17 protein-coding genes are annotated in these 20,337 nt (G+C 64.0%); 11 read left to right on the forward strand and 6 right to left on the reverse strand.

What is annotated here, in order from left to right; genetic code table 11:
* The 4 genes from dnaA to gyrB all read left to right on the forward strand — a co-directional run bounded on the left by dnaA (nucleotide 1) and on the right by gyrB (nucleotide 6,418).
* The gene (gene dnaA, locus KU884_RS00005) at nucleotides 1–1,347 is read left to right on the forward strand and encodes a chromosomal replication initiator protein DnaA (protein ID WP_167780698.1); all 1,347 of its coding nucleotides are present in this window, start codon (nucleotides 1–3) and stop codon (nucleotides 1,345–1,347) included.
* 235 nt (nucleotides 1,348–1,582) lie between these two features.
* Complete coding sequence (gene dnaN / locus KU884_RS00010; protein ID WP_167780699.1) at nucleotides 1,583–2,683, forward strand: DNA polymerase III subunit beta; 1,101 nt, start codon at nucleotides 1,583–1,585, stop codon at nucleotides 2,681–2,683.
* Between the two features lie 73 nt (nucleotides 2,684–2,756).
* A complete protein-coding gene (gene recF, locus KU884_RS00015; RefSeq protein WP_167780700.1) occupies nucleotides 2,757–3,824 on the forward strand; it encodes a DNA replication/repair protein RecF in 1,068 nt (355 codons plus the stop codon).
* 176 nt (nucleotides 3,825–4,000) lie between these two features.
* Nucleotides 4,001–6,418, forward strand: a complete 2,418-nt coding sequence (gene gyrB / locus KU884_RS00020) for a DNA topoisomerase (ATP-hydrolyzing) subunit B (RefSeq protein WP_167780701.1) — start codon at nucleotides 4,001–4,003, stop codon at nucleotides 6,416–6,418.
* Between the two features lie 83 nt (nucleotides 6,419–6,501).
* On the opposite strand, the gene KU884_RS00025 is transcribed toward gyrB, so the two are convergent.
* From KU884_RS00025 to glyQ, 4 genes are read right to left on the reverse strand one after another with little or no spacing between them, the layout of a single operon-like run.
* Nucleotides 6,502–7,311 (reverse strand): 1-acyl-sn-glycerol-3-phosphate acyltransferase, encoded by an 810-nt coding sequence (locus tag KU884_RS00025; protein ID WP_254432283.1) that lies wholly within the window; start codon nucleotides 7,309–7,311, stop codon nucleotides 6,502–6,504.
* Nucleotides 7,312–7,356: 45 nt separating this feature from the next.
* A complete protein-coding gene (gene gmhB, locus KU884_RS00030; RefSeq protein WP_167780702.1) occupies nucleotides 7,357–7,926 on the reverse strand; it encodes a D-glycero-beta-D-manno-heptose 1,7-bisphosphate 7-phosphatase in 570 nt (189 codons plus the stop codon).
* Nucleotides 7,923–10,007, reverse strand: coding sequence for a glycine--tRNA ligase subunit beta (glyS, locus tag KU884_RS00035; protein ID WP_167780703.1), 2,085 nt, complete (start codon nucleotides 10,005–10,007; stop codon nucleotides 7,923–7,925). The genes gmhB and glyS overlap by 4 nt, the downstream gene beginning before the upstream one ends.
* Entirely contained in the window at nucleotides 10,000–10,938 is a 939-nt protein-coding gene (gene glyQ / locus KU884_RS00040; protein ID WP_254432123.1) for a glycine--tRNA ligase subunit alpha, read from the reverse strand. The genes glyS and glyQ overlap by 8 nt, the downstream gene beginning before the upstream one ends.
* A gap of 633 nt (nucleotides 10,939–11,571) precedes the next feature.
* Here glyQ and KU884_RS00045 point away from each other — a divergent pair.
* The 6 genes from KU884_RS00045 to glnG all read left to right on the forward strand — a co-directional run bounded on the left by KU884_RS00045 (nucleotide 11,572) and on the right by glnG (nucleotide 17,852).
* Nucleotides 11,572–12,621, forward strand: coding sequence for a tRNA (5-methylaminomethyl-2-thiouridylate)-methyltransferase (locus tag KU884_RS00045; RefSeq protein ID WP_254432124.1), 1,050 nt, complete (start codon nucleotides 11,572–11,574; stop codon nucleotides 12,619–12,621).
* On the forward strand, nucleotides 12,614–12,865 hold the full coding sequence (locus KU884_RS00050) for a sulfurtransferase TusA family protein (RefSeq protein ID WP_254432125.1): 252 nt from the start codon (nucleotides 12,614–12,616) through the stop codon (nucleotides 12,863–12,865). The genes KU884_RS00045 and KU884_RS00050 overlap by 8 nt, the downstream gene beginning before the upstream one ends.
* 213 nt (nucleotides 12,866–13,078) lie before the next feature.
* Nucleotides 13,079–14,494: a glutamate--ammonia ligase gene (glnA, locus tag KU884_RS00055; protein ID WP_167780705.1), complete on the forward strand. Its 1,416-nt coding sequence runs from the start codon at nucleotides 13,079–13,081 to the stop codon at nucleotides 14,492–14,494.
* Between the two features lie 126 nt (nucleotides 14,495–14,620).
* Entirely contained in the window at nucleotides 14,621–15,202 is a 582-nt protein-coding gene (locus KU884_RS00060) for a DUF4124 domain-containing protein (protein WP_167780706.1), read from the forward strand.
* 192 nt (nucleotides 15,203–15,394) lie between these two features.
* Nucleotides 15,395–16,468: a nitrogen regulation protein NR(II) gene (gene glnL / locus KU884_RS00065; protein ID WP_167780707.1), complete on the forward strand. Its 1,074-nt coding sequence runs from the start codon at nucleotides 15,395–15,397 to the stop codon at nucleotides 16,466–16,468.
* Nucleotides 16,452–17,852, forward strand: a complete 1,401-nt coding sequence (glnG, locus tag KU884_RS00070; RefSeq protein WP_167784052.1) for a nitrogen regulation protein NR(I) — start codon at nucleotides 16,452–16,454, stop codon at nucleotides 17,850–17,852. Before glnL ends, glnG begins: the two co-directional genes overlap by 17 nt.
* 34 nt (nucleotides 17,853–17,886) lie before the next feature.
* Here glnG and fabG read toward each other — a convergent pair whose 3' ends face one another.
* A complete protein-coding gene (fabG, locus tag KU884_RS00075) occupies nucleotides 17,887–18,630 on the reverse strand; it encodes a 3-oxoacyl-[acyl-carrier-protein] reductase (protein WP_167780708.1) in 744 nt (247 codons plus the stop codon).
* A 196-nt stretch (nucleotides 18,631–18,826) separates the two neighbouring features.
* Here fabG and KU884_RS00080 point away from each other — a divergent pair, with 196 nt between their 5' ends.
* On the forward strand, nucleotides 18,827–19,291 hold the full coding sequence (locus tag KU884_RS00080) for a tRNA (cytidine(34)-2'-O)-methyltransferase (RefSeq protein WP_167780709.1): 465 nt from the start codon (nucleotides 18,827–18,829) through the stop codon (nucleotides 19,289–19,291).
* 39 nt (nucleotides 19,292–19,330) lie between these two features.
* Here KU884_RS00080 and KU884_RS00085 read toward each other — a convergent pair whose 3' ends face one another.
* Nucleotides 19,331–20,332, reverse strand: a complete 1,002-nt coding sequence (locus tag KU884_RS00085) for an NAD(P)H-dependent glycerol-3-phosphate dehydrogenase (RefSeq protein WP_167780710.1) — start codon at nucleotides 20,330–20,332, stop codon at nucleotides 19,331–19,333.
* Nucleotides 20,333–20,337: the final 5 nt, after the last annotated feature.

The raw sequence follows: 20,337 nt of genomic DNA on the forward strand, positions 1-20,337 counted from the left end.
GTGGCCGACTCGGTGTGGCACTATTGTCTCTCGCGGCTCGAAGGCGAGGTACCGGAGCAGCAGCTCAATACCTGGATTCGGCCATTGCAGGCCGTGGAGGACGGACGACGGTTACGGCTGCTGGCACCGAACCGATTCGTCATGGATTGGGTCCGTGATCATTTCCTCGAACGCATTCGCAGGCTGCTGGCAGAGCGGACCGGATCAACCGATACCTGGGACGTGGTACTGGAAATCGGAAGTCAGGCAGCTGCAACGCCAGCCGGAACATCGAGCGCCCGCACACGGGGGCCGAGCCCGAGCAATAGCGGAGCGCGCACGCCGGCAACCAGCAACATCAACCCCAAGTTCACCTTCGACACCTTTGTGGAAGGCAAATCCAACCAGCTGGCGCGGGCCGCTTGTACCCAGGTCGCCGGGAATCCGGGCGAGGCCTACAATCCGCTGTTTCTTTACGGCGGCGTCGGCCTGGGCAAGACCCACCTCATGCATGCCGTCGGTAATCTGATCCTCCGGGACCGGCCGGGTGCGAAGGTCCTGTACCTGCACTCGGAGCGGTTCGTGGGCGACATGGTCAAGGCGCTGCAACACAACGCCATCAACGAATTCAAGCGCCATTACCGAGGCGCGGATGCATTGCTGATTGACGACATCCAGTTCTTCGCCGGAAAAGAGCGTTCCCAGGAGGAATTCTTCCACACTTTCAATGCGTTGCTTGAAGGTCAGCAGCAGGTTGTCCTCACCTGTGACCGTTACCCCAAGGAGGTGGAGGGCCTCGAGGAGCGCCTGAAGTCCCGCTTCGGCTGGGGGCTCACCGTGGCCATCGAACCACCGGAACTGGAAACCCGCGTTGCCATCCTCATGAGCAAGGCCAGTCAGGGAGGCGTGGAGTTGCCGAACGAAGTCGCGTTCTTCATCGCCAAACGCATCTGGTCCAACATTCGTGAACTCGAAGGCGCTCTGCGGCGCGTGGTGGCGAACGCGCAATTCACCGGTCAACCCATTACCGTGGACTTCACCAAGGAAGCACTGCGGGATCTTCTGGCATTGCAGGATAAACTGGTCACCATCGAGAACATCCAGAAGACGGTGGCAGAGTATTTCAAGATCCGGGTGGCGGACCTGTTATCCAAACGCCGCAGTCGGTCCATTACCCGGCCGCGGCAAATCGGCATGTCCCTGGCCAAGGAGCTCACCAGCCACAGCCTGCCGGAGATCGGGGACGCCTTCGGCGGCAGGGACCACACCACGGTGTTGCATGCCTGTCGCAAGGTCCAGGAACTCAGGGACGCGGATACACGCATTGATGAGGACTACAACAACCTGTTGAGAACCCTGACCACATGATGTGGATAAGTCGTGGATGGCAAAGACGGGCACTGCGGGGTGAAATCTATCCACAGGTTATGACCAGGGAGTACCCGGTCAGCCTCACCGGATGTACCCCGGGGAAGTCCATCCCAAGCGGTTCTCACTGCAGACAAAACGCGACTTGTCCCATGGAGACCGCTGCCCTAGTAACAACAACAGGTTTTCTTCAAGATTCCCTAATTAGTAATTCATTGACCAGGTGGACGGTGTCATGAAGATCAAACTCCAACGTGAAGAGCTCCTCCGGCCGCTACAGTCCGTGATCGGCGTGGTTGAACGCAGGCAGACGTTGCCGGTCCTGGGTAACGTGCTGTTGGTCGCTGGCGACGACGGCATCTCGCTGACTGCGACGGATCTGGAAGTGGAACTCGTGGCAGCGGCCACGCAGGGTGTCCTGGAACCGGGGCAGGTCACGCTGCCGGCACGAAAGTTCATGGATATCGTCCGCAACCTCCCGGAGGGTGCGGAGGTCACCTTGGCGCTGGATGGTGACCGTGCCGTAGTGACCGCAGAGCGGAGCCGGTTCACGTTGTCGACCTTGCCGGCCAGCGAGTTCCCGACGGTCGAGGACATCGGGGAAACCCATCCACTGGTGTTGCCTCAGCATGACCTCCGGGAGCTCATCGACAAGACCCACTTCGCCATGGCCCTGCAGGACGTGCGCTATTATCTGAACGGTCTGCTACTGGAACTCGAACCGGGGCGGCTGCGCGCGGTGGCCACGGACGGGCACCGTCTGGCGCTGGGCGAAATCGACGGCGATGTCAGTACCGAACGACAGCAGCAGGTTATCGTGCCGCGTAAAGGGGTGCAGGAATTGTTGCGGCTTCTGGATGACACGGATGAGCAGGTACGGGTGGAGCTGGGTGGCAACCACATCCGCGTGACGCTCCCCCACTTGCGCTTTACGTCGAAGCTCATCGACGGACGTTTCCCGGACTACCAACGGGTCATTCCCGCGGTGGACGATCGGGTGCTGGAGACATCCCGGGAGACGTTGCGGCAGGCGCTGGTACGGGCGTCGATTCTCTCCAATGAAAAGTACCGGGGAGTCCGCTTCGTCCTGGCATCGGAGGAGCTGCGCATTCAGTCCAATAATCCGGAGCAGGAACAGGCTGACGAGGAGCTCGCGGTGCAGTATCAGGCGGAAGGCATGGAGGTGGGTTTCAATGCCAGTTACCTGCTGGACGCCCTGAACGCGATTGACGGCGCGAACGTGCGGATGGGGCTGGTGGATTCCAGCTCCAGCACCATCCTCGAGGATCCCGAAAACGGGCGCTTCCGGTACGTCGTCATGCCGATGCGGCTGTAATGCAGGGTGTATCAGGGCCCTTGATGGGGCTCCGGATGGGATTCGTTGACGGGGATAAAGGGAGCGGCCGCCAGTGGCGGTACATAAGCTGAGCCTGTCTGGAATCCGCAATCTCGTCGATGGGCGGGTGGGATTTCACCCGCACTGCAACGTGATCACTGGTGCGAATGCGGCGGGCAAGACCAGCGTGCTCGAGGCGATCCATATCCTGGCGCGGGCTCGGAGCTTCCGTGCGGGTCGGCTTGACCGGGTCCGTCGGGATGGCAAGGCTCCCTTGATCCTCCAGGGCGAAGTTGATGACGGGTGGCAGGTGCATCGGGTCGGGGTGGGCCGGGATGATAGCGGGACCCGGGTTCGCGTGGATGGCGAGGATGCCCGGGGGCTGTCGCAGCTGGCGCGACTGTTGCCGGTGCAGATCGTCAATACGGAGAGCCAGCGGCTGCTACAGGACGGTCCGGAAACGCGGCGGAGTTACCTCAACTGGACCGTGTTTCACGTGGAACACGATTTCCATGGCGCCTGGCGGCGTTTCGATCGCGCGCTGCGACAGCGGAATGCTGCCTTGCGCGAAGGACAGTGGCGGCTCGCTTACTCGCTTGAGCCGGAGCTGGTGAGCGCTGGCGAAGTCGTGGACGGACTACGACGGCGGGTTCTGGCGGCGCTGGAACCCCGGGTCCAGGAACGGGCGGCGCAGTGGCTGGGACCGATAAAGATCGAGCTGCACTACCGCCAGGGCTGGGCCAAGAATCGGGGGCTTGGGGAGGCCCTGGAGGCGCAGCACGCCTCCGAAGCCGCCGTGGGTTTCACCATGGTTGGTCCCCAGCGTGCAGAACTGCAGATTCTGGCCGAAGGCATGGAAGCGCGCGAGCGGCTTTCCCGTGGGCAGCAGAAAGTGCTGGTGATTGCGCTGCTGCTTGCCCAGGCGGAGGTTGTTGCAGCCGTTGGCGGGCCGCGCCCGGTGCTGCTGGTGGATGATCTTCCCGCGGAACTCGATAACGAACACCGGGATGACGTGGTGGCGTCACTGCTGGCGAGCTCCAGTCAGTGCTTCTTCACTGCCATCGCTGCGGCTGCACTTCCCGTGGACCAGGGGACACAGTTCCACGTGGAACAAGGCGTTATTACGGAAATGGTATACTGACGGACTTTGGCCCCAAGTCCGTATGCTGTTGCCCCGCTGTCCCTGGACGCGTCGGGGGTGCCGTTATCGCAGAACACGGGCCCGGGGTTCGGGCACTGCACGACGTTGCCGAGTAGAGCGGGACCGCAGAAGCGATTCCGGGACGAGAAACAGCGACGCACCAGAAGGGATCCAGAATGAGTTTCAACCCCACCTACGATTCCGAAAGCATCAAGGTGCTCCGTGGCCTGGATGCCGTCCGCAAGCGCCCTGGCATGTACATCGGTGATACCGATGACGGCACGGGGCTTCACCACATGGTGTTCGAGGTGGTGGATAACTCCATTGACGAGGCATTGGGCGGGTACTGCTCGGAGATCTCGGTGGTCATCCATGCGGACGAGTCGATTACCGTCAGTGATGACGGGCGTGGTATTCCCGTCGATGAGCACGAGGAAGAGGGCCGGTCCGCTGCCGAAGTCATCATGACCGTCCTCCATGCCGGTGGGAAATTCGATAACAACAGCTACAAGGTCTCCGGGGGTTTGCACGGCGTTGGCGTCTCCGTGGTGAATGCGCTGTCGGAACGGCTCCAGCTCACCATCAAGCGTAACGGGCATATTCACCTGCTTGAGTTCGCGCTCGGGGAACCGGTAGAGCCACTTCGAATCATCGGTGAGACGGAAGACACCGGCACGCAGATTACCTTCCGCCCCAGCGAGGAAATCTTCACCAACATCGATTTCCACTTTGACCTGTTGGCCAAGCGGTTCCGGGAGCTGTCCTTCCTCAACCCTGGCGTCCGCATCGCGCTGCGCGACGAGCGCAGCGAGAAGGAAGACGTCTTCCAGTACGACGGTGGTATCCGTGCTTTCGTCGAGCACCTGAACAAGAACAAGACGCCCCTCAATCGCGAGGTCCTGCACATGACCGAGTGGCGGGGGGACATCTGCGTGGACATCGCGCTACAGTGGAATGACTCCTACCAGGAGAATATTTTCTGCTTTACCAACAACATTCCCCAGCGGGACGGTGGCACGCACATGGCCGGGTTTCGCGCCGGCCTGACCCGGACCATCAATCAGTATCTGGAAAGCGAAGGCTTTCTTAAGAAGGCCAAGGCCACTCCCACCGGCGACGACGCCCGGGAGGGGCTCACCGCAGTGATTTCGGTGAAGGTGCCGGATCCGAAGTTTTCCTCGCAGACCAAGGACAAGCTGGTGTCGTCCGAGGTGAAAACGGCTGTAGAGTCCGTGGTGGCGCAAGGTCTGCATGACTTTCTGTATGAGCGCCCCGGGGATGCCAAGTCCATCTGCGAGAAAGTGGTGGATGCGTCACGGGCCCGGGAAGCGGCCCGTAAGGCGCGCGAGATGACCCGACGCAAGGGGGCGCTGGATGTGGCCGGGTTGCCGGGCAAGCTTGCTGATTGCCAGGAACGGGATCCGTCCCTTTCGGAACTGTACCTGGTGGAGGGTGACTCCGCCGGCGGTTCCGCCAAACAGGGACGGGACCGGAGAACGCAGGCGATTCTGCCCCTCAAGGGCAAAATCCTGAACGTGGAAAAGGCCCGGTTCGACAAGATGCTCTCGTCGGCGGAAGTCGGGACATTGATCACCGCCCTGGGCTGCGGCATCGGCCGGGACGATTTTGATCCTGACAAACTGCGTTATCACCGCATCATCATCATGACCGACGCCGATGTGGACGGTTCGCATATCCGCACGCTGCTGTTGACCTTCTTTTATCGGCAGATGCTGACCCTGGTGGAACGCGGCCACGTCTACATCGCGCAGCCGCCTCTTTACAAGATCAAGCGCGGCAAGCAGGAGCACTACGTCAAGGATGAGCGCGAGCTCACCGAGTACTTGTTGCAGCTGGCATTGAATAATGCCGTCCTGCACCCCGGCGGTGACGGCGTCCCCATCCGGGAGCAGGGGCTGGAGGATCTGGCGCGCAAATACCTGCACGTCATGGACGTCATTGAGCACATGGCGCGGACTCAGGATCGTGAACTCCTGGAAGGTTTCCTGAGCGCCGAGGTGATCACTGAGAGCCATTTTGGCGACGCCGGAGGCATGCAGCAGTGGTTCCAGGCGGTGGTGGACCGCTTGAATGTGCATCAACCACAAGGGACGCGCTACCAGGTGACCGTCACGGCGGGAACCGATGGCGGCCTGCAGGAGGCGGTGGTGTCCAAACGGCGGCACGGTATCCGTCACGACTACCGGTTTACGCCGGAATTCTTCCTGACGCCGGAGTACAAGGCCATCGCGGATCTGGCCGGTGTGCTGGTAGACCTGCTAGGCGAGGGAGCCATGGTGCAGCGAGGTGAGCGCAGCCGGGAAGTGTCGACCCTGCGGGAGGTGATCGAGTGGTTGCTGGAAGAGGCGAAGCGGGGTCAGAACATCCAGCGCTACAAGGGGTTGGGGGAAATGAATCCGGAGCAGCTGTGGGAGACGACCATGAATCCCGACACCCGGCGGCTGCTGCAGGTGCGCATCGAGGACGCCGTGGGCGCCGACGAAGTGTTCACCACCCTCATGGGGGATCATGTGGAACCGCGGCGGGAGTTTATCGAGCGTAACGCGCTGGCAGCGACGAACCTCGACATCTGATGCGCTCTCCGTCCGGACCCCGAATTCGGGGTCCGGAACGCGAACACTTCCGGAGGTGTTCCACGTGGAACACCTCCGGGACGTCAGTCCCTCCCCTGCCCCGGCCCGTCCGTCACCGGGGTTTCGTACACCTGGCTGATCTCCCGTGTATTGCCCTCGATCCACTGCCGGATCCGCTCCAGAAACTCCTCCGGAGTCGGCTCCTCGGACACCATGGGCTTGCCAATCCGCACCCGCACAACGCCCGGGTACTTCAGGAACGAGTTTCTGGGCCAGAATTCACCCGCGTTATGCGCCACTGGTACCACCGGCGTTCCGGTTTCCCACGCCAGGACGGCCCCGCCACGGCGATAATTGCCGCTACGGCCGGCGGGTATGCGCGTCCCTTCCGGGAAAACGATGACCCAGCGTCCTTGGGCTAGCCGCTCACGGCCCTGCTCAAGCATCTGCTGCATTGCTTCCTTGCGTGCACCTCGATCAATGCCAATGGGCGACAGCATGCCCAGGGCCCAGCCGATCATGGGCAGCTTCAGCAGCTCACGCTTGAGCACCCAGGTTTGTGGGTTGAACCAGTTCTGCAGGGCCAGGGTTTCCCACGCTGACTGGTGCTTGCACATCACGACGCAGGGGGTATCGGGAATGTTGTCGGCGCCTTCCACCTCGTAACGGATGCCACAGACCATCCGCGTCCACCACTGGAGGCTGTAGCTCCAGCTGACGAAGAACCAGTAACGCCGTTGATAAGGCAGTAGCGCGGCAATGCCCAGGCCGACAGTGCCGTAGGGCAGCGTGATCGCCAGCGCCCCTAGCGCCCAGATTACCGAACGCGGCAGCGCCCGCAGTTTCTCCCCAGCGGATCGCTGCAGCAGCGGAGGTTTGCGCTTGATCTCCACCAATGGCTCTCCTCTTGTTGGTCTTTGTGGTGTTGCTGTCCCCGCCTACCGCCCGTCTTTGCTCTCCGGGGCGTGGGCTCCCAGCAGCAGCGCGTCCGCGGCGGCGGCCAGGTCGGTATAGACGGCCACAGCACCGTGGGCTGTCTGCGCGGCGGTGGCTTCGCCGTTCCCTGTACGCACCAGCAGGGGCAGCGCCCCCACCGCGGCTGCGGCATCCAGGTCCCTTTGACTGTCCCCGATCACGGGAAGGTTCTGCAAGTCGAGGTCGAACGTCTCCGCCGCACGGCGCAGCAGCCCAGGACGGGGCTTGCGGCAGTCGCAGCCGTCCTCCGGTCGGTGCGGACAATGGAAAATGGCGTCAACCTGCCCGCCGCACTCGGCGACTTGACTGCACAAGACGTCGTGGATGTCCGTCAGCATGGCTTCGGAGAGCAGGCCACGCCCAACGCCGGATTGATTGGTGCAGACAATCACCCGCCAGCCCGCGCTGCTCAGACGGGCCATGGCCTCGATGCTCCCGGGTAACGGCTGCCACTCTGCCACGGACTTGATGTACGCGTCGGAATCGGCGTTGATGACGCCGTCCCGGTCCAGGATGACCGCTGGCCCGCTCATGCACCGCCGGCGGGCAGCCGGGAGATATCCGCAACCCGGGTGAACAGACCGGCCAGCCGTTGCAGCAATGCCAGACGGTTTGCCCGCACGGCGGCATCCTCGGCCATCACCATGACGCCGTCGAAGAACCGGTCCACCACCTCCCGCAGGGTGGCCAGCCGTTCCAGGGCTTCCCCGTAGTGGCCTTGCCCGGCCAGGTCGTCGATTTCCGCCACCAGGGGTGCCATGGCGTCGGCCAGGGCACGCTCCTCAGCCATGGCAAACAGGGCCGGGTCCGGCTCCCCGGGGATGGGCTCGTCGCTTTTGCGCAGAATGTTGCGCACCCGCTTGTTCGCCGCCGCAAGACTTTCCGCCGCGTCGAGCTCCAGGAAGCGGGCGCAGGCCTGGAGCCGGTGGTGGATGTCCAGGGGATCATCCAGGTCGAGGGCGGCGACGGCGTCGAAGACTTCCGCACCAATCCCCTGCTCCTGGTAGTAGCGTTTCAGGCGATCCAGGCAGAAAGTCAGCACCGCCTCGCCGTCCGCGGCGCTGGCCACGTCCTCGGGCAGTGCTGCCGCAGCCGCGCCGAACAACTGGCGCAGTGGCAGGGAACGTTCCCGTTCGATCAGCGTCCGCATCAGGCCCAGCGCCGCCCGGCGCAGGGCGAAGGGATCCTTGTCGCCGGTGGGGCCCTGGCCAATGGCGAAAATGCCCACCAGGGTATCCACCCGGTCGGCGATGGCCAGCACCTGACCCACCGGGCTTTGTGGCGTGTCATCCCCGGCAAAGCGCGGCTGGTACTGCTCCTCCATGGCGGCGGCAATCTCGGGATCCTCGCCATCGTGCCGCGCGTAGTACCGACCCATGATCCCCTGGAGTTCCGGGAACTCATCCACCATTTCCGTGAGCAGATCGCACTTCGCCAGCAGTGCTGCCCGCTCTCCGGCGCGGGCCTCCACGCCGATGCGATCCGCCACGGCGCCGGCCAGGGTTGCCACCCGCTGCTGTTTGTCGTGGAGCGACCCCAGGCGCTGCTGGAAGACGATGCCCTTCAGCCCCTCGATCCGGTCGGCCAGCGCCTGCCGCCGATCCTGATTCCAGAAGAACTCGGCGTCGGCGAGCCGCGGGCGGATAACGCGCTCGTTGCCCCGCACTACCTCATCCGGATCGTAGCTCTCCAGGTTGGCGATCATGATGAACCGCGGCAGCAGGGCACCATCGCCACCCCGCACGGGAAAAACCTTCTGATGGCCCTGCATGCTGGAGATCAACGCCTCGGCGGGGACCTTCAGGAAGCGCTGGTCGAAGCTGCCCACCATGGCCACGGGCCACTCCACCAGCGCAGCGACTTCATCCAGAAGCGCGTCGTCCGCCACCAGTGCACCGCCCAGCGTCGTGGCCAACCGCCGACCCTCCTCGGCGATGGTGTCACGTCGCCGAGCCAGATCCGCGATGACATAACCCTCGCGCTCCAGGCGCTCCGCGTACTCCGCCCCATGGGAAAGAGTCAACGGCTGCGGCGCATGGAACCGGTGCCCCCGTGTGGTGCGTCCGCTGGAGGTCCCCAGTATCGGCATCTCCACCACCTCATCGCCGAACAGCACAATGCTCCAGTGCACCGGGCGCACGAACGCGACATCGCTGCTGCCCCAGCGCATGCGCTTGGGGATCGGCAGGGCATCCAGCGCCGCGTGGATGATTGCCGGCAGCAGCGCCGTGGTGCGTTCTCCGGCCTGTTCACCGCGATAGACCAGCCAGGCGCCCTTGTCCGTCTCCATGGTCTCCAGGGCATCAAGGCCCACACCACAGGAGCGTGCGAACCCCTCGGCGGCCTTGGTGGGTTGGCCCTCAGCGTCGTAGGCTGCCTGGATCGCCGGACCTTTGCGCTCAATGGTTTGATCGGGCTGGCGATCAGCCAGGGCGTCCACCACCACAGCCAGTCGCCGCGGGGTGGCATACGCTGAGCTGTGCTTGAAGCCAATGCCGGCGCCTTCCAGCCCAGCGGTCACCCCGCGCTGGAAGGCATCCCGCAGCGTCCGCAGGGCCGCGGGCGGCAGTTCCTCAGTGCCGATCTCGATCAGCAGATCCTTGAACTCAGCCATGGGCCACCTCCGCCGAGGCCGGCTGCAGCGGGAAGCCCAGTTCCTCGCGGCGCTGGTAGTAGAGTTTCGCCACCTCCCGGGCCAGGGTGCGCACCCGGAGAATGTAGCGTTGCCGCTCGGTCACCGAGATGGCATGCCGGGCATCCAGGAGATTGAAGGTGTGCGAAGCCTTCAGGCACTGCTCGTACGCCGGCAGTGGCAATCCCAGTTCCACCAGGCGCAGACTCTCCCGTTCGCACTGCTCGAACCAGCGGAAGTGTGCCTCCACGTCGGCGTGTTCGAAGTTGTAAGCGGACTGCTCCACCTCGTTCTGGTGATAGACATCGCCGTAGGTGACCACGCCCTGGGGGCCACGGGCCCACACCAGCTCGAAGACGCTCTCGCAGGACTGCAGATACATGGCGATGCGTTCCAGCCCATAGGTGATCTCCCCCATCACCGGGCGGCAGTCCAGCCCGCCCACCTGCTGGAAGTAGGTGAACTGGCTGATTTCCATGCCGTTCAGCCACACTTCCCAGCCCAGACCCCAGGCACCCAGAGTGGGAGACTCCCAGTTGTCCTCGACGAAACGGATGTCGTGCACCAGCGGGTCCAGGCCCAGGTGGCGCAGCGAGCCCAGATACAGTTCCTGGAACTCCGCTGGCGAGGGTTTCATCACCACCTGGAACTGGTAGTAGTGCTGCAGGCGATTGGGATTCTCGCCGTAACGCCCGTCGGTGGGGCGCCGGGACGGCTGCACATAGGCCGCATTCCAGGGTTCCGGACCGATGGCCCGCAGACAGGTTGCCGGGTGGAAGGTCCCGGCCCCGACCTCCATGTCCAGCGGCTGCATGACGACGCAGCCCTGGCTGGCCCAGTAGTCCTGCAACGCCTGGATCAGGCCCTGGAACGTGTCCGTGGCCCGCGCCGGTATCTGCTGGTGTTCAGCCACAATGCCCCCTGGTTGCTCGTTTTGCCTGCATGCGCCTTCAACCGGGCGCTAGTGTCCTGTAACTCAAATTCGTTGCATTTTGAGCGCCTGTGCGGCGCCAGGGCCTGTCCTCTGGGCGGCTGAGCCGGCGTTATCGGTCCTCGCCGTAGTGACGGCTACGCCTTCGGACCGATGGCCTTGTCTCAGCCGCCCAGAGGACAGGCAAAATACAACGAACTTGGGTTACAGGACACTAGGGAAACGCTGAACAATTCCCGCGTGCCTCTGCGCGTCATGGCGGCGCTCTGGCAAGGCGGCGTTCGCAGTGAATGGCCGCAACCCTTTACAAGAACGCCAACGCAGTCCGGAGCGCCCCCATGACGCGCCCTGCGGCCGATCAGCGCGCCCACAGCCGGCGTTGCGCTGCTTGACTGTACCGGCAGTACAGCGCTGCGCAGCGCGCCTTGTCTGTGGGTGCGCTGATCGGCCAGAGGCGCGCGCGAATTGTTCAGCGTTTCCCTAGCCCGGGCAGACGAGTATACCTGTTCGGGCTTTGGCCCGAGAAGGCGCCAACGCGCTCCCGTCAACCACGGGCATGTTACCCTTTGCGGCTATCCGTACCACCGGAACGAACGCGAGCTAACGGACCGAGACATGATGAGCAGGACACCGCGCGCTGTCGCGCTGATTTCCGGAGGCCTGGATTCCATGCTTGCTGCCCGCGTGGTCAAGGAGCAGGGCGTCCACGTGGAGGGCCTCAATTTCTACACCGGCTTTTGCGTCGAGGGCCACACTCACGCCGTGCGCGCCCAGGACAAGGCGCGGCCGAAACGCAACAACGCCCTGTGGGTTGCCGAGCAGTTGGACATGAAGCTCCACATCATCGATGTCGTGGAGGATTACAAGGACGTGGTGATCAATCCGCGTCACGGTTATGGCCAGTTCATGAACCCGTGTCTCGATTGCAAGGGTTTCATGGTGGGCAAGGCCCGGGAGTGGATGGAGGCCAACGGCTTCGATTTCATCATCACCGGTGAAGTCATCGGCCAGCGCCCGAAATCCCAGCTCAAGCGGACCATGCCGGTGATCGCCACGGAGTCCGGTGCCCACGAGCGGCTGCTGCGGCCCCTGTGCGCCAAACTGCTGGAGCCCACGCTGCCGGAGCGCGAGGGCTGGGTGGACCGGGAGCAGCTGTTCGACTGGAGCGGGCGCTCCCGCAAGCCGCAGATGGACCTGGCGGAGTCCTTCGGCCTGGAAGACTACGCTCAACCCGCCGGCGGCTGCTGCTTCCTTACCGATCCCAGTTATTCACGCAAGCTCCGGGATCTCTGGCAGGCGCGGGGAGAGCGTCGTTACGAGCTCGACGACATCATGCTACTGAAGATGGGGCGGCACCTCCGCCCAAGGCCCCATTTCAAGCTCATCATTTCCCGCGAGGACGGGGAAAACCGGTTCATGCACGGCTACCGCAAGCAGTTCACGCACCTTGTCCCCACCAGTCACGGTGGACCGCTGGCGCTGCTGGACGGGGAGGCCCGTGACGGTGACCTGGAGCTAGCCGCACGCCTGGTGGCACGATTCAGCCAGGGGCGCGATGCCGATCAGGTCCGTGTCGCGGTCACCGAGCGGAACGGACCGGAACGGGAGCTGGAGGTCACCCCCATGGCTGCCGACGACGTGCCGCGGGAGTGGTACGTTGCCTGAACCAGCAATCGTCGACGCCCGTGGCCTGCTTTGCCCCCTGCCGGTGATTCGCACGCAGGATGCCATTGCCGGGCTGTCGCCGGGCTGCCGTGTCCGGGTCCTCGCCACCGATCCCGGTGTCCATGCGGACATTCCGGCCTGGTGCCGCGTTCATGGCCATACCCTCGAGGCCATCGAACACAGCGGTGATGACGATGGTGCGATCAGCGTGTGGATTCGCGTGGCCGCTGACGAGGCCAGCTGATTGACGGCCTGGCACATGCCGGCAAGTGCACGTTTATGGTGCAAATGCCCTGTCTCATGCTTTACCGTGGTGCATTGTTGCGTCTTTCAGCGCGTCCTTGCACCAGAAACGCCCGTAACTCGCTGTATTGTGGTGCTGGCACGGTCCATGCTTCATAGAGCCGCGAGTCGAATTCTCAACTGACGCACAATGCAGTCTGATCTGGAGGTAGGCATGTCAAGCACCGCAGCTGACGTTCTCAAAATGATTCAGGACGAGGACATCAAGTTCGTCGACCTGCGCTTCACGGATACGAAGGGTAAGGAACAGCACGTCACCATCCCCGCCACCGAGGTGGAGGACGACTTTTTCGAAGACGGCAAGATGTTCGATGGCTCCAGCATCCAGGGCTGGAAGGGCATCAACGAGTCGGACATGATTCTCATGCCCGATCCGTCCACGGCCACCATGGACCCGTTCTTCGATGAGCCGACCCTGAACATCACCTGCGACATCATCGAACCCAACACCATGCAGGGCTATGAGCGCGATCCGCGCTCGGTGGCCAAGCGCGCTGAGGCCTACCTGCAGTCCACCGGCCTGGGTGACACCGCCTTCTTCGGCCCGGAACCGGAGTTCTTCGTCTTCGATGACGTCCGCTGGGGCGCCACCATGAGCGGCAACTTCTACCGGATCGATTCCGAAGAGGCCGGCTGGAACTCCGAGCGCGTCTACGACGACGGCAACATGGGTCACCGCCCGAAGGTCAAGGGCGGTTACTTCCCGGTGCCGCCGGTGGACAGCCTGCACGACATCCGGACTTCGATGGTCCTGGCCATGGAAGAACTCGGCCTCAAGGTGGAGGTGCATCACCACGAGGTGGCCACCGCCGGGCAGTGCGAGATCGGCGTTGCCTTCAACACCCTGGTGAAGAAGGCCGACGAAGTGCAGAAGCTCAAGTACGCCGTGCACAACGTCGCCTCTGCCTACGGCAAGACCGCCACCTTCATGCCCAAACCCCTGGTGGGTGATAACGGCAGCGGCATGCACGTGCACATGTCCTTCGCGAAGGACGGCACCAACCAGTTCACCGGTGACCAGTACGGTGGCCTGAGCGAGACCGCGCTCTACTACATTGGCGGCATTATCAAGCACGCCAAGGCCATCAACGCCTTCGCCAACGCCTCCACCAACAGCTACAAGCGTCTGGTTCCGGGCTTCGAAGCGCCGGTGCTGCTGGCCTACTCCGCCCGCAACCGCTCGGCGTCCATCCGGGTGCCGTGGATCTCCAATCCCAAGGCCCGTCGCGTCGAGGTGCGTTTCCCCGATCCCACGGCCAACCCGTATCTGGCGTTCGCAGCCATGCTGATGGCCGGCCTTGACGGCGTCCAGAACAAGATCCACCCCGGCGATGCCATGGACAAGGACCTCTACGATCTGCCACCGGAAGAAGAGGCCGAGATCCCCAAGGTCGCCTTCTCCCTGGAGGAAGCCCTGGAGGCCCTGGACAAGGACCGCGAGTTCCTCAAGCAGGGTGGCGTGTTCACCGACGACACCATCGACGCCTACATCGAACTCAAGGGCGAGGATGTGCAGCAGCTGCGCATGACCACGCACCCGATGGAGTTCGACCTGTACTACAGCGTCTGACTGCGCCCGTCCATGCGGCAATCGAAACCCCGGCTCCGGCCGGGGTTTTTTTTGGCCTGGCAATGTCGAACCATCTCTGCCGGACCGTCTCCCCCGCTCTTCGTCCTCCTGTGCTAAATTCTGACCATGATGATCCGTGTGCTGACTCTGCTGATCTGCCTCGCCCCGGCGGCACTGCTGGCGGACGTCTACAAGCATGTCGACGAGGATGGCAATGTCACCTACACCGACGAGCCGCGGGAAGGCGCTGAGCGTCTGGAGTCCGACGAACCGGTGTCGTCCTACCAGTTTCGTGCTCCGTCACGTCAGCAGCCGCGTTCCGCGCCGGCAGATGACGACCGGGATGATCCGTCCGCCTATGCACGCGTGCGCATCATCCAGCCGGAGGATGAGGGTACGGTGCGGGACAACCAGGGCTACGTGGACGTCCAGGTAGCCCTGGATCCGAATCTCCGTGACGGGCATCGGGTCCAGTTCGTCCTTGACGGCGAACCGCGGGGCGAGCTCAGTCGCTCCACCAGCCAACGCCTCACCGAGGTGCATCGGGGTGAGCACCGGCTGCAGGTCCGGGTCGTCGATGGTGCAGGCAACACTGTCGCCGAGTCGGATCCGGTGACGTTCTATATGCATCAAGCCTCTCGACTGATGCCTGGAAGCCAGCAGGGCGCCGGCCCCAACCCGGGTGGCGTGCCCTTCCCCGGGAACTGACCCCCCCGTTTCTCTTTGCACCAAAATAGGGCATCCTGATAGTGCGCGTGCACCTGAAGTGCGCGCCGGTCTCTCGCCTTCCCCGGTCAATGAAGCGCCGCGGTGCCCGGCATTGCTGGCGTTAGCGGCCCTGCTGCGCCCTGTTTGTCGTTGCCCGGCAATGCTGGTTTGGTTTTTGCTAGGACACTGGTCATGAGCCCGCAAGAGCAACCGACACCCGCCGCGCGCGCACTGGATAACATGAGCAGCGCCGTGCTGCTCTGCGATGACGGTGGCTGCATCCGCTACATCAACAGTGCCGCCGAGGTGATGTTCGGTCTCAGCGCCCGTCAGGTGATGGGGCATCGGCTCCCCGCCAACGCGGTTCCGTGCGCCACAAGCTTGGAAGATGCCGTTATCCACGCCCTGGGCACCGGCGAGCCCTATACGAACAGGGAGATGGTGCTGGAAGTCGGCCTGGACCGCCGGGTGACCGTGGACCTGACGGTGACGCCCCTGAGCCGGAGTGAGGTGCTGCTGGAGATCAGCGACCTCAACCGGCGGCTGCGGATCACCCGGGAGCAGAACCTGATCAACCAGAACCAGGCCACGCGCCATCTTCTGCGCGGCCTGGCCCACGAGATCAAGAATCCCCTGGGCGGGCTGCGTGGCGCCGCCCAGTTACTGGAGCGTGAGCTGGGTGACTCGGATCTCAGGGAGTACACGCAGATCATCATCGGCGAAGCCGATCGCTTGCGCACGCTGGTCAACGGGCTGCTGGGGCCCAACACCCGGCCGCAGCGACGCGAGACCAACATCCACGAAGTCCTGGAGCGGGTTCGGCAGTTGGTGGCTGCAGAGGCGCCCCCCGGGATCACCATCCGGCGGGATTACGATCCCAGCATTCCGGCGCTGATCGCAGAACCCAATCAGTTGATTCAGGCGACGCTGAACATCCTGCGCAACTCCCTGCAGTCCCTGGGGGACAGTGGCGAAATCACGTTGCGCACGCGTACCCAGCGCCAGTTCACCATCGCGGACACGCCGCACCGCCTGGTGGTGCGGGTGGATCTCATCGACAACGGGCCCGGCATCCCACCGGACCTGCAGGAACGCATTTTCTATCCCATGGTCACGGGGCGTCCCGAAGGCACCGGGCTCGGTCTGTCCATTGCGCAGACGCTGGTCCACCAGCACGGCGGTCTGATCGAGTGCTGGAGTGAGCCCGGGCATACGGAATTCACCCTGTGGTTACCGCTGGAGGCGGATGATGACAACGAAGGATGATGTCTGGCTGGTCGACGACGATCGCTCCATCCGTTGGGTCCTGGATAAGGCCCTGCGCCAGGCGGGAATGCAGTCACGCAGTTTCGAAACGGGTGATGCAGCCCTGCAGGCGCTGCAGCATGGACGTCCCGGGGTCCTGATGACCGACATCCGCATGCCCGGTCTCGACGGCCTGGGCTTGCTGGAGCGCGTCCAGGAGCGCTGGCCGGACTTGCCGGTGATCGTGATCACCGCCCACTCCGATCTGGACGCGGCGGTGTCCGCCTACCAGGGCGGAGCCTTCGAGTACCTGCCGAAACCCTTCGACGTGGACGAGGCCGTGGACCTGGTCCGCCGTGCCCTGCAGAGTGCCCGGGAGCAGGCCGCCACCAGTGCCGCCCAGGACGAGAGCACGCCGGAGATCATCGGCGAGGCGCCGGCCATGCAGGAGGTCTTCCGCGCCATCGGGCGCCTGTCCTCTTCCAATATCACCGTGCTTATCAACGGTGAATCCGGCACCGGCAAGGAGTTGGTGGCTCAGGCGCTGCATCGGCACAGCCCGCGGCGGGATAACCCGTTCATCGCGCTGAACATGGCGGCGATTCCCCGGGACCTGATGGAGTCGGAGCTGTTCGGTCACGAGAAGGGCGCCTTCACGGGGGCCCAGCAGACCCGACAGGGGCGCTTCGAGCAGGCGGACGGCGGCACGCTGTTCCTGGATGAAATCGGCGACATGCCTGCCGAGCTGCAGACGCGCCTGCTCCGCGTCCTTGCCGACGGCGAGTTCTACCGTGTCGGTGGCCATACCTCGCGGACGGTGGACGTGCGCATCATTGCCGCCACCCACCAGGACCTGGAGAGCCGGGTCGCCGAGGGCAGTTTCCGCGAGGATCTGTTTCACCGGCTCAATGTCATTCGGGTGCATCTACCGGCGCTGCGGGAGCGTCGCGAGGACATCCCCAAGCTGGCACGCTTTTTCCTTGCCAAGGCCGCTGACGATCTCAACGTCGAGATCAAGCAGCTACGTCCGGAGGTGGAACGCTTTCTGATGGGGCTGACGTGGGCCGGCAATGTTCGCCAGCTGGAGAATACCTGCCGCTGGCTGACGGTGATGGCCAACGGCAGCGAGATCCACATGGAGGACCTGCCACCGGAGCTCCGCCAGGACAAGGTGGTGGAGGGCAGCACCGAGGACTGGGAAGAGTCGCTTGCAGTCTGGGCGGAGCGGGCGCTCGCCCGGGGTGAGGAGCACATTCTAGACAACGCCACCCCGCGCTTCGAGCGCATCATGATCGAAGTGGCCGTGCGTGCCACCGGCGGACGTCGCCAGGAGGCAGCGCGGCTGTTGGGCTGGGGGCGCAACACCCTGACCCGCAAGATCAAGGAACTGAATCTGGATTTCTGAACCCCGGGGCCGCGCCGGCCCCGGGGGAAGGGCGTTACATGTAGACGCCGCCGTTGACGTTGATCTGCTGTCCGGTGACATAACTGCCGTGGGCGGCCAGGAACACCACCGCTTCGGCGATCTCCTCCGGCTGACCGAACCGGCCCATGGGAATCTTGGCCAGTATTTTCTCCTGCACGTTCTCCGGGACCTGCTGCAGCATCTCCGTCATGGTAAAACCCGGTGCGATGGCGTTGACGGTGATGTTGTTTTTCGCCACTTCCTGGGCCGCACTCTTGGTAAAAGCGATGATGCCGCCCTTGCTGGCGGAATAGTTGGTCTGGCCGAAGTTGCCGGCCTGCCCCACGAACGAGCTGATGTTGATGATGCGCCCGTACTTCTGTTCCTGCATCGTCGGCAGCGCCGCGCTCACGGTGTAGTAGACGCTGTTGAGGTTGGTGTTGATGACATCTTCCCAGTCGTCGTCCGTGAGCTTTTTCAGGGTCTTGTCCTTGGTGATGCCGGCGTTGTTCACCAGGATGTCCAGCCGTCCCCAGTGGTCAATGGTCTTGGTGACGATGCCGCGGGCCTCGTCCTTCTTGCTGACATCGGCCTGCAGGACCAGCGCCTCGCCGCCCTTCTGCTTGATCTCCTCGGCGACCTGCTCGGCCTCCTTCTGGCCACCACGGTAGTTGATGGCCACCTTGGCGCCCAGGGATGCCAGCTCCAGGGCAATGACCCGCCCGATCCCGCGGGATCCGCCGGTGACGATGGCTACCTGATTGTCCAGTCGATTCATCTCAACACCTCCTCTCACTTGCTTCTGCTTGGTATTCGGGGCTGGAGCACGTTCCGCTTCATGGTCGGGCCAGGCCCGGGTCGGGATCAAGTCCTTTCGCGTCGTTGCCCGATCCTCGGCCGCCCCCTGCAAGCATAGCCGGGTTGTCCTGTCTTCTCATTGCGCAGTGCCGGCCGTGGCGGGAGAATGCGTTGTCATGCTCCACGTCATCCTGCTGCACCCGGAAATTCCCCCGAACACGGGCAATGCCATGCGTCTGTGCGCGAATACCGGCGCCGAACTGCACCTGGTGGAGCCATTGGGGTTCACATTGGATGACAGCCGCCTGCGCCGGGCGGGACTGGACTACGCCGAGTGGTCCCGCATCCACGTACATGCCGATCTGCAAAGCTGTCTGCTGGCCACGGACGCTGAACGGTGTTTCGCCCTCACCACACGCGGCACGGCCAGTGTCTACGCAACGTGCTTTCGCCCGGGCGACGCCCTGTTGTTTGGTCAGGAGACGGCGGGGCTGCCGGATGCGGTGCTGGCGGGAATACCACCCGAGCGGTGGCTGCGATTGCCCATGCGGCCGGACAGCCGTAGCCTCAACCTCTCCAATGCGGTGGCGGTCACGGTGTTCGAGGCCTGGCGACAGTTGGGGTTTCCGGGCGCCCGGTGAAGCCCGGCTGTCGGGGACAGCGCACTATTCTGCGTTTCCTTAGAATTCCGATTTGCGGCTGCGGGCCATAAGCGCGTCCAGGGCCTCATGAGCGGGACGCCCGTGGTTTACCACGGCGTGCACTTGCTCGCAGATGGGCATCTCCACCGCCTGGGCTGCGGCCAGGGAGTGAACTTCTGCCGCCGTGCGCACACTTTCCACCGTCTGGCCAATGGCGGTCACCGCCTCGGTGAGCGATTGCCCCCGTCCCAGCGCCAGCCCCAGCCGCCGGTTGCGGGACTGGTCGTCGGTGCAGGTGAGGATGAGATCCCCCACCCCGGAGAGGCCCATGAAGGTGCGGGAATCCGCGCCCATGGCCTCCCCCAGCCGCACCACCTCGGCCAGACCACGGGTAATCAGCCCGGCCCGGGTGTTGGCACCCAGCCCCATGCCGTCACCGATGCCGGTGGCCACCGCGAGTACGTTCTTCACCGCTCCGCCCAGTTCCACGCCGACGATGTCGTCGCTGGTGTAGGGGCGGAAGTTGCTGCCATGAAAAGCCGCCGCCAGTTCGGTGGCAAAGCGGTGGTCGCCGGAAGCGATGGTCACGGCAGTGGGCAGGCCCGCCGCCACCTCCCGGGCGAAGCTGGGCCCGGAGAGGACGGCCGTGGGGCGCCCGGGCAGATGTTGCTCCACCACCTGATGCAGCAGGCCCCCGGAGTTGGCTTCCAGGCCCTTGGTGGCCCAGGCAATCCGGGTATCTGGACCCGCCAGCGGCACCAGTTCCGCAATAAGCTCGACGAAGCCATGGCTGGGAACGACGATCAGTACATCCTGAACACCGTCCAGTGCCGCGGCCAGGTCACCGGTGGCCGCGAGATTGTCCGGGAACGTACTGTCCGGTAGATGACGGTGATTGCAGCGGGCCTGTTCCAGGGTGGCCATGTGGCCGGCATCGTGGCCCCAGAGGCGCACCGGCACGCCGTTGCGGGCCAGCACCAGGGCCAGTGCCGTGCCCCAGGAGCCGGCGCCGAGAACGGCCATGGGCTGCATCGTCGTCATGCCCG

Origin of the sequence: Aquisalimonas sp. 2447 (assembly GCF_012044895.1) — a bacterium.
In the GTDB taxonomy this organism is placed as follows: Bacteria; Pseudomonadota; Gammaproteobacteria; order Nitrococcales; family Aquisalimonadaceae; genus Aquisalimonas.

Bases quoted from the DNA above. Each gene is read 5' to 3' on its own strand.
- dnaN (WP_167780699.1), top strand. From the start codon at position 1,583: ATGAAGATCAAACTCCAACGTGAAGAGCTCCTCCGGCCGCTACAGTCC.
- KU884_RS00060 (WP_167780706.1), top strand. From the start codon at position 14,621: ATGATGATCCGTGTGCTGACTCTGCTGATCTGCCTCGCCCCGGCGGCA.
- glnA (WP_167780705.1), top strand. From the start codon at position 13,079: ATGTCAAGCACCGCAGCTGACGTTCTCAAAATGATTCAGGACGAGGAC.
- gyrB (WP_167780701.1), top strand. From the start codon at position 4,001: ATGAGTTTCAACCCCACCTACGATTCCGAAAGCATCAAGGTGCTCCGT.
- KU884_RS00080 (WP_167780709.1), top strand. From the start codon at position 18,827: ATGCTCCACGTCATCCTGCTGCACCCGGAAATTCCCCCGAACACGGGC.
- glnL (WP_167780707.1), top strand. From the start codon at position 15,395: ATGAGCCCGCAAGAGCAACCGACACCCGCCGCGCGCGCACTGGATAAC.
- fabG (WP_167780708.1), bottom strand. From the start codon at position 18,630: ATGAATCGACTGGACAATCAGGTAGCCATCGTCACCGGCGGATCCCGC.
- KU884_RS00045 (WP_254432124.1), top strand. From the start codon at position 11,572: ATGATGAGCAGGACACCGCGCGCTGTCGCGCTGATTTCCGGAGGCCTG.
- KU884_RS00085 (WP_167780710.1), bottom strand. From the start codon at position 20,332: ATGACGACGATGCAGCCCATGGCCGTTCTCGGCGCCGGCTCCTGGGGC.
- glyS (WP_167780703.1), bottom strand. From the start codon at position 10,007: ATGGCTGAGTTCAAGGATCTGCTGATCGAGATCGGCACTGAGGAACTG.
- gmhB (WP_167780702.1), bottom strand. From the start codon at position 7,926: ATGAGCGGGCCAGCGGTCATCCTGGACCGGGACGGCGTCATCAACGCC.
- glnG (WP_167784052.1), top strand. From the start codon at position 16,452: ATGACAACGAAGGATGATGTCTGGCTGGTCGACGACGATCGCTCCATC.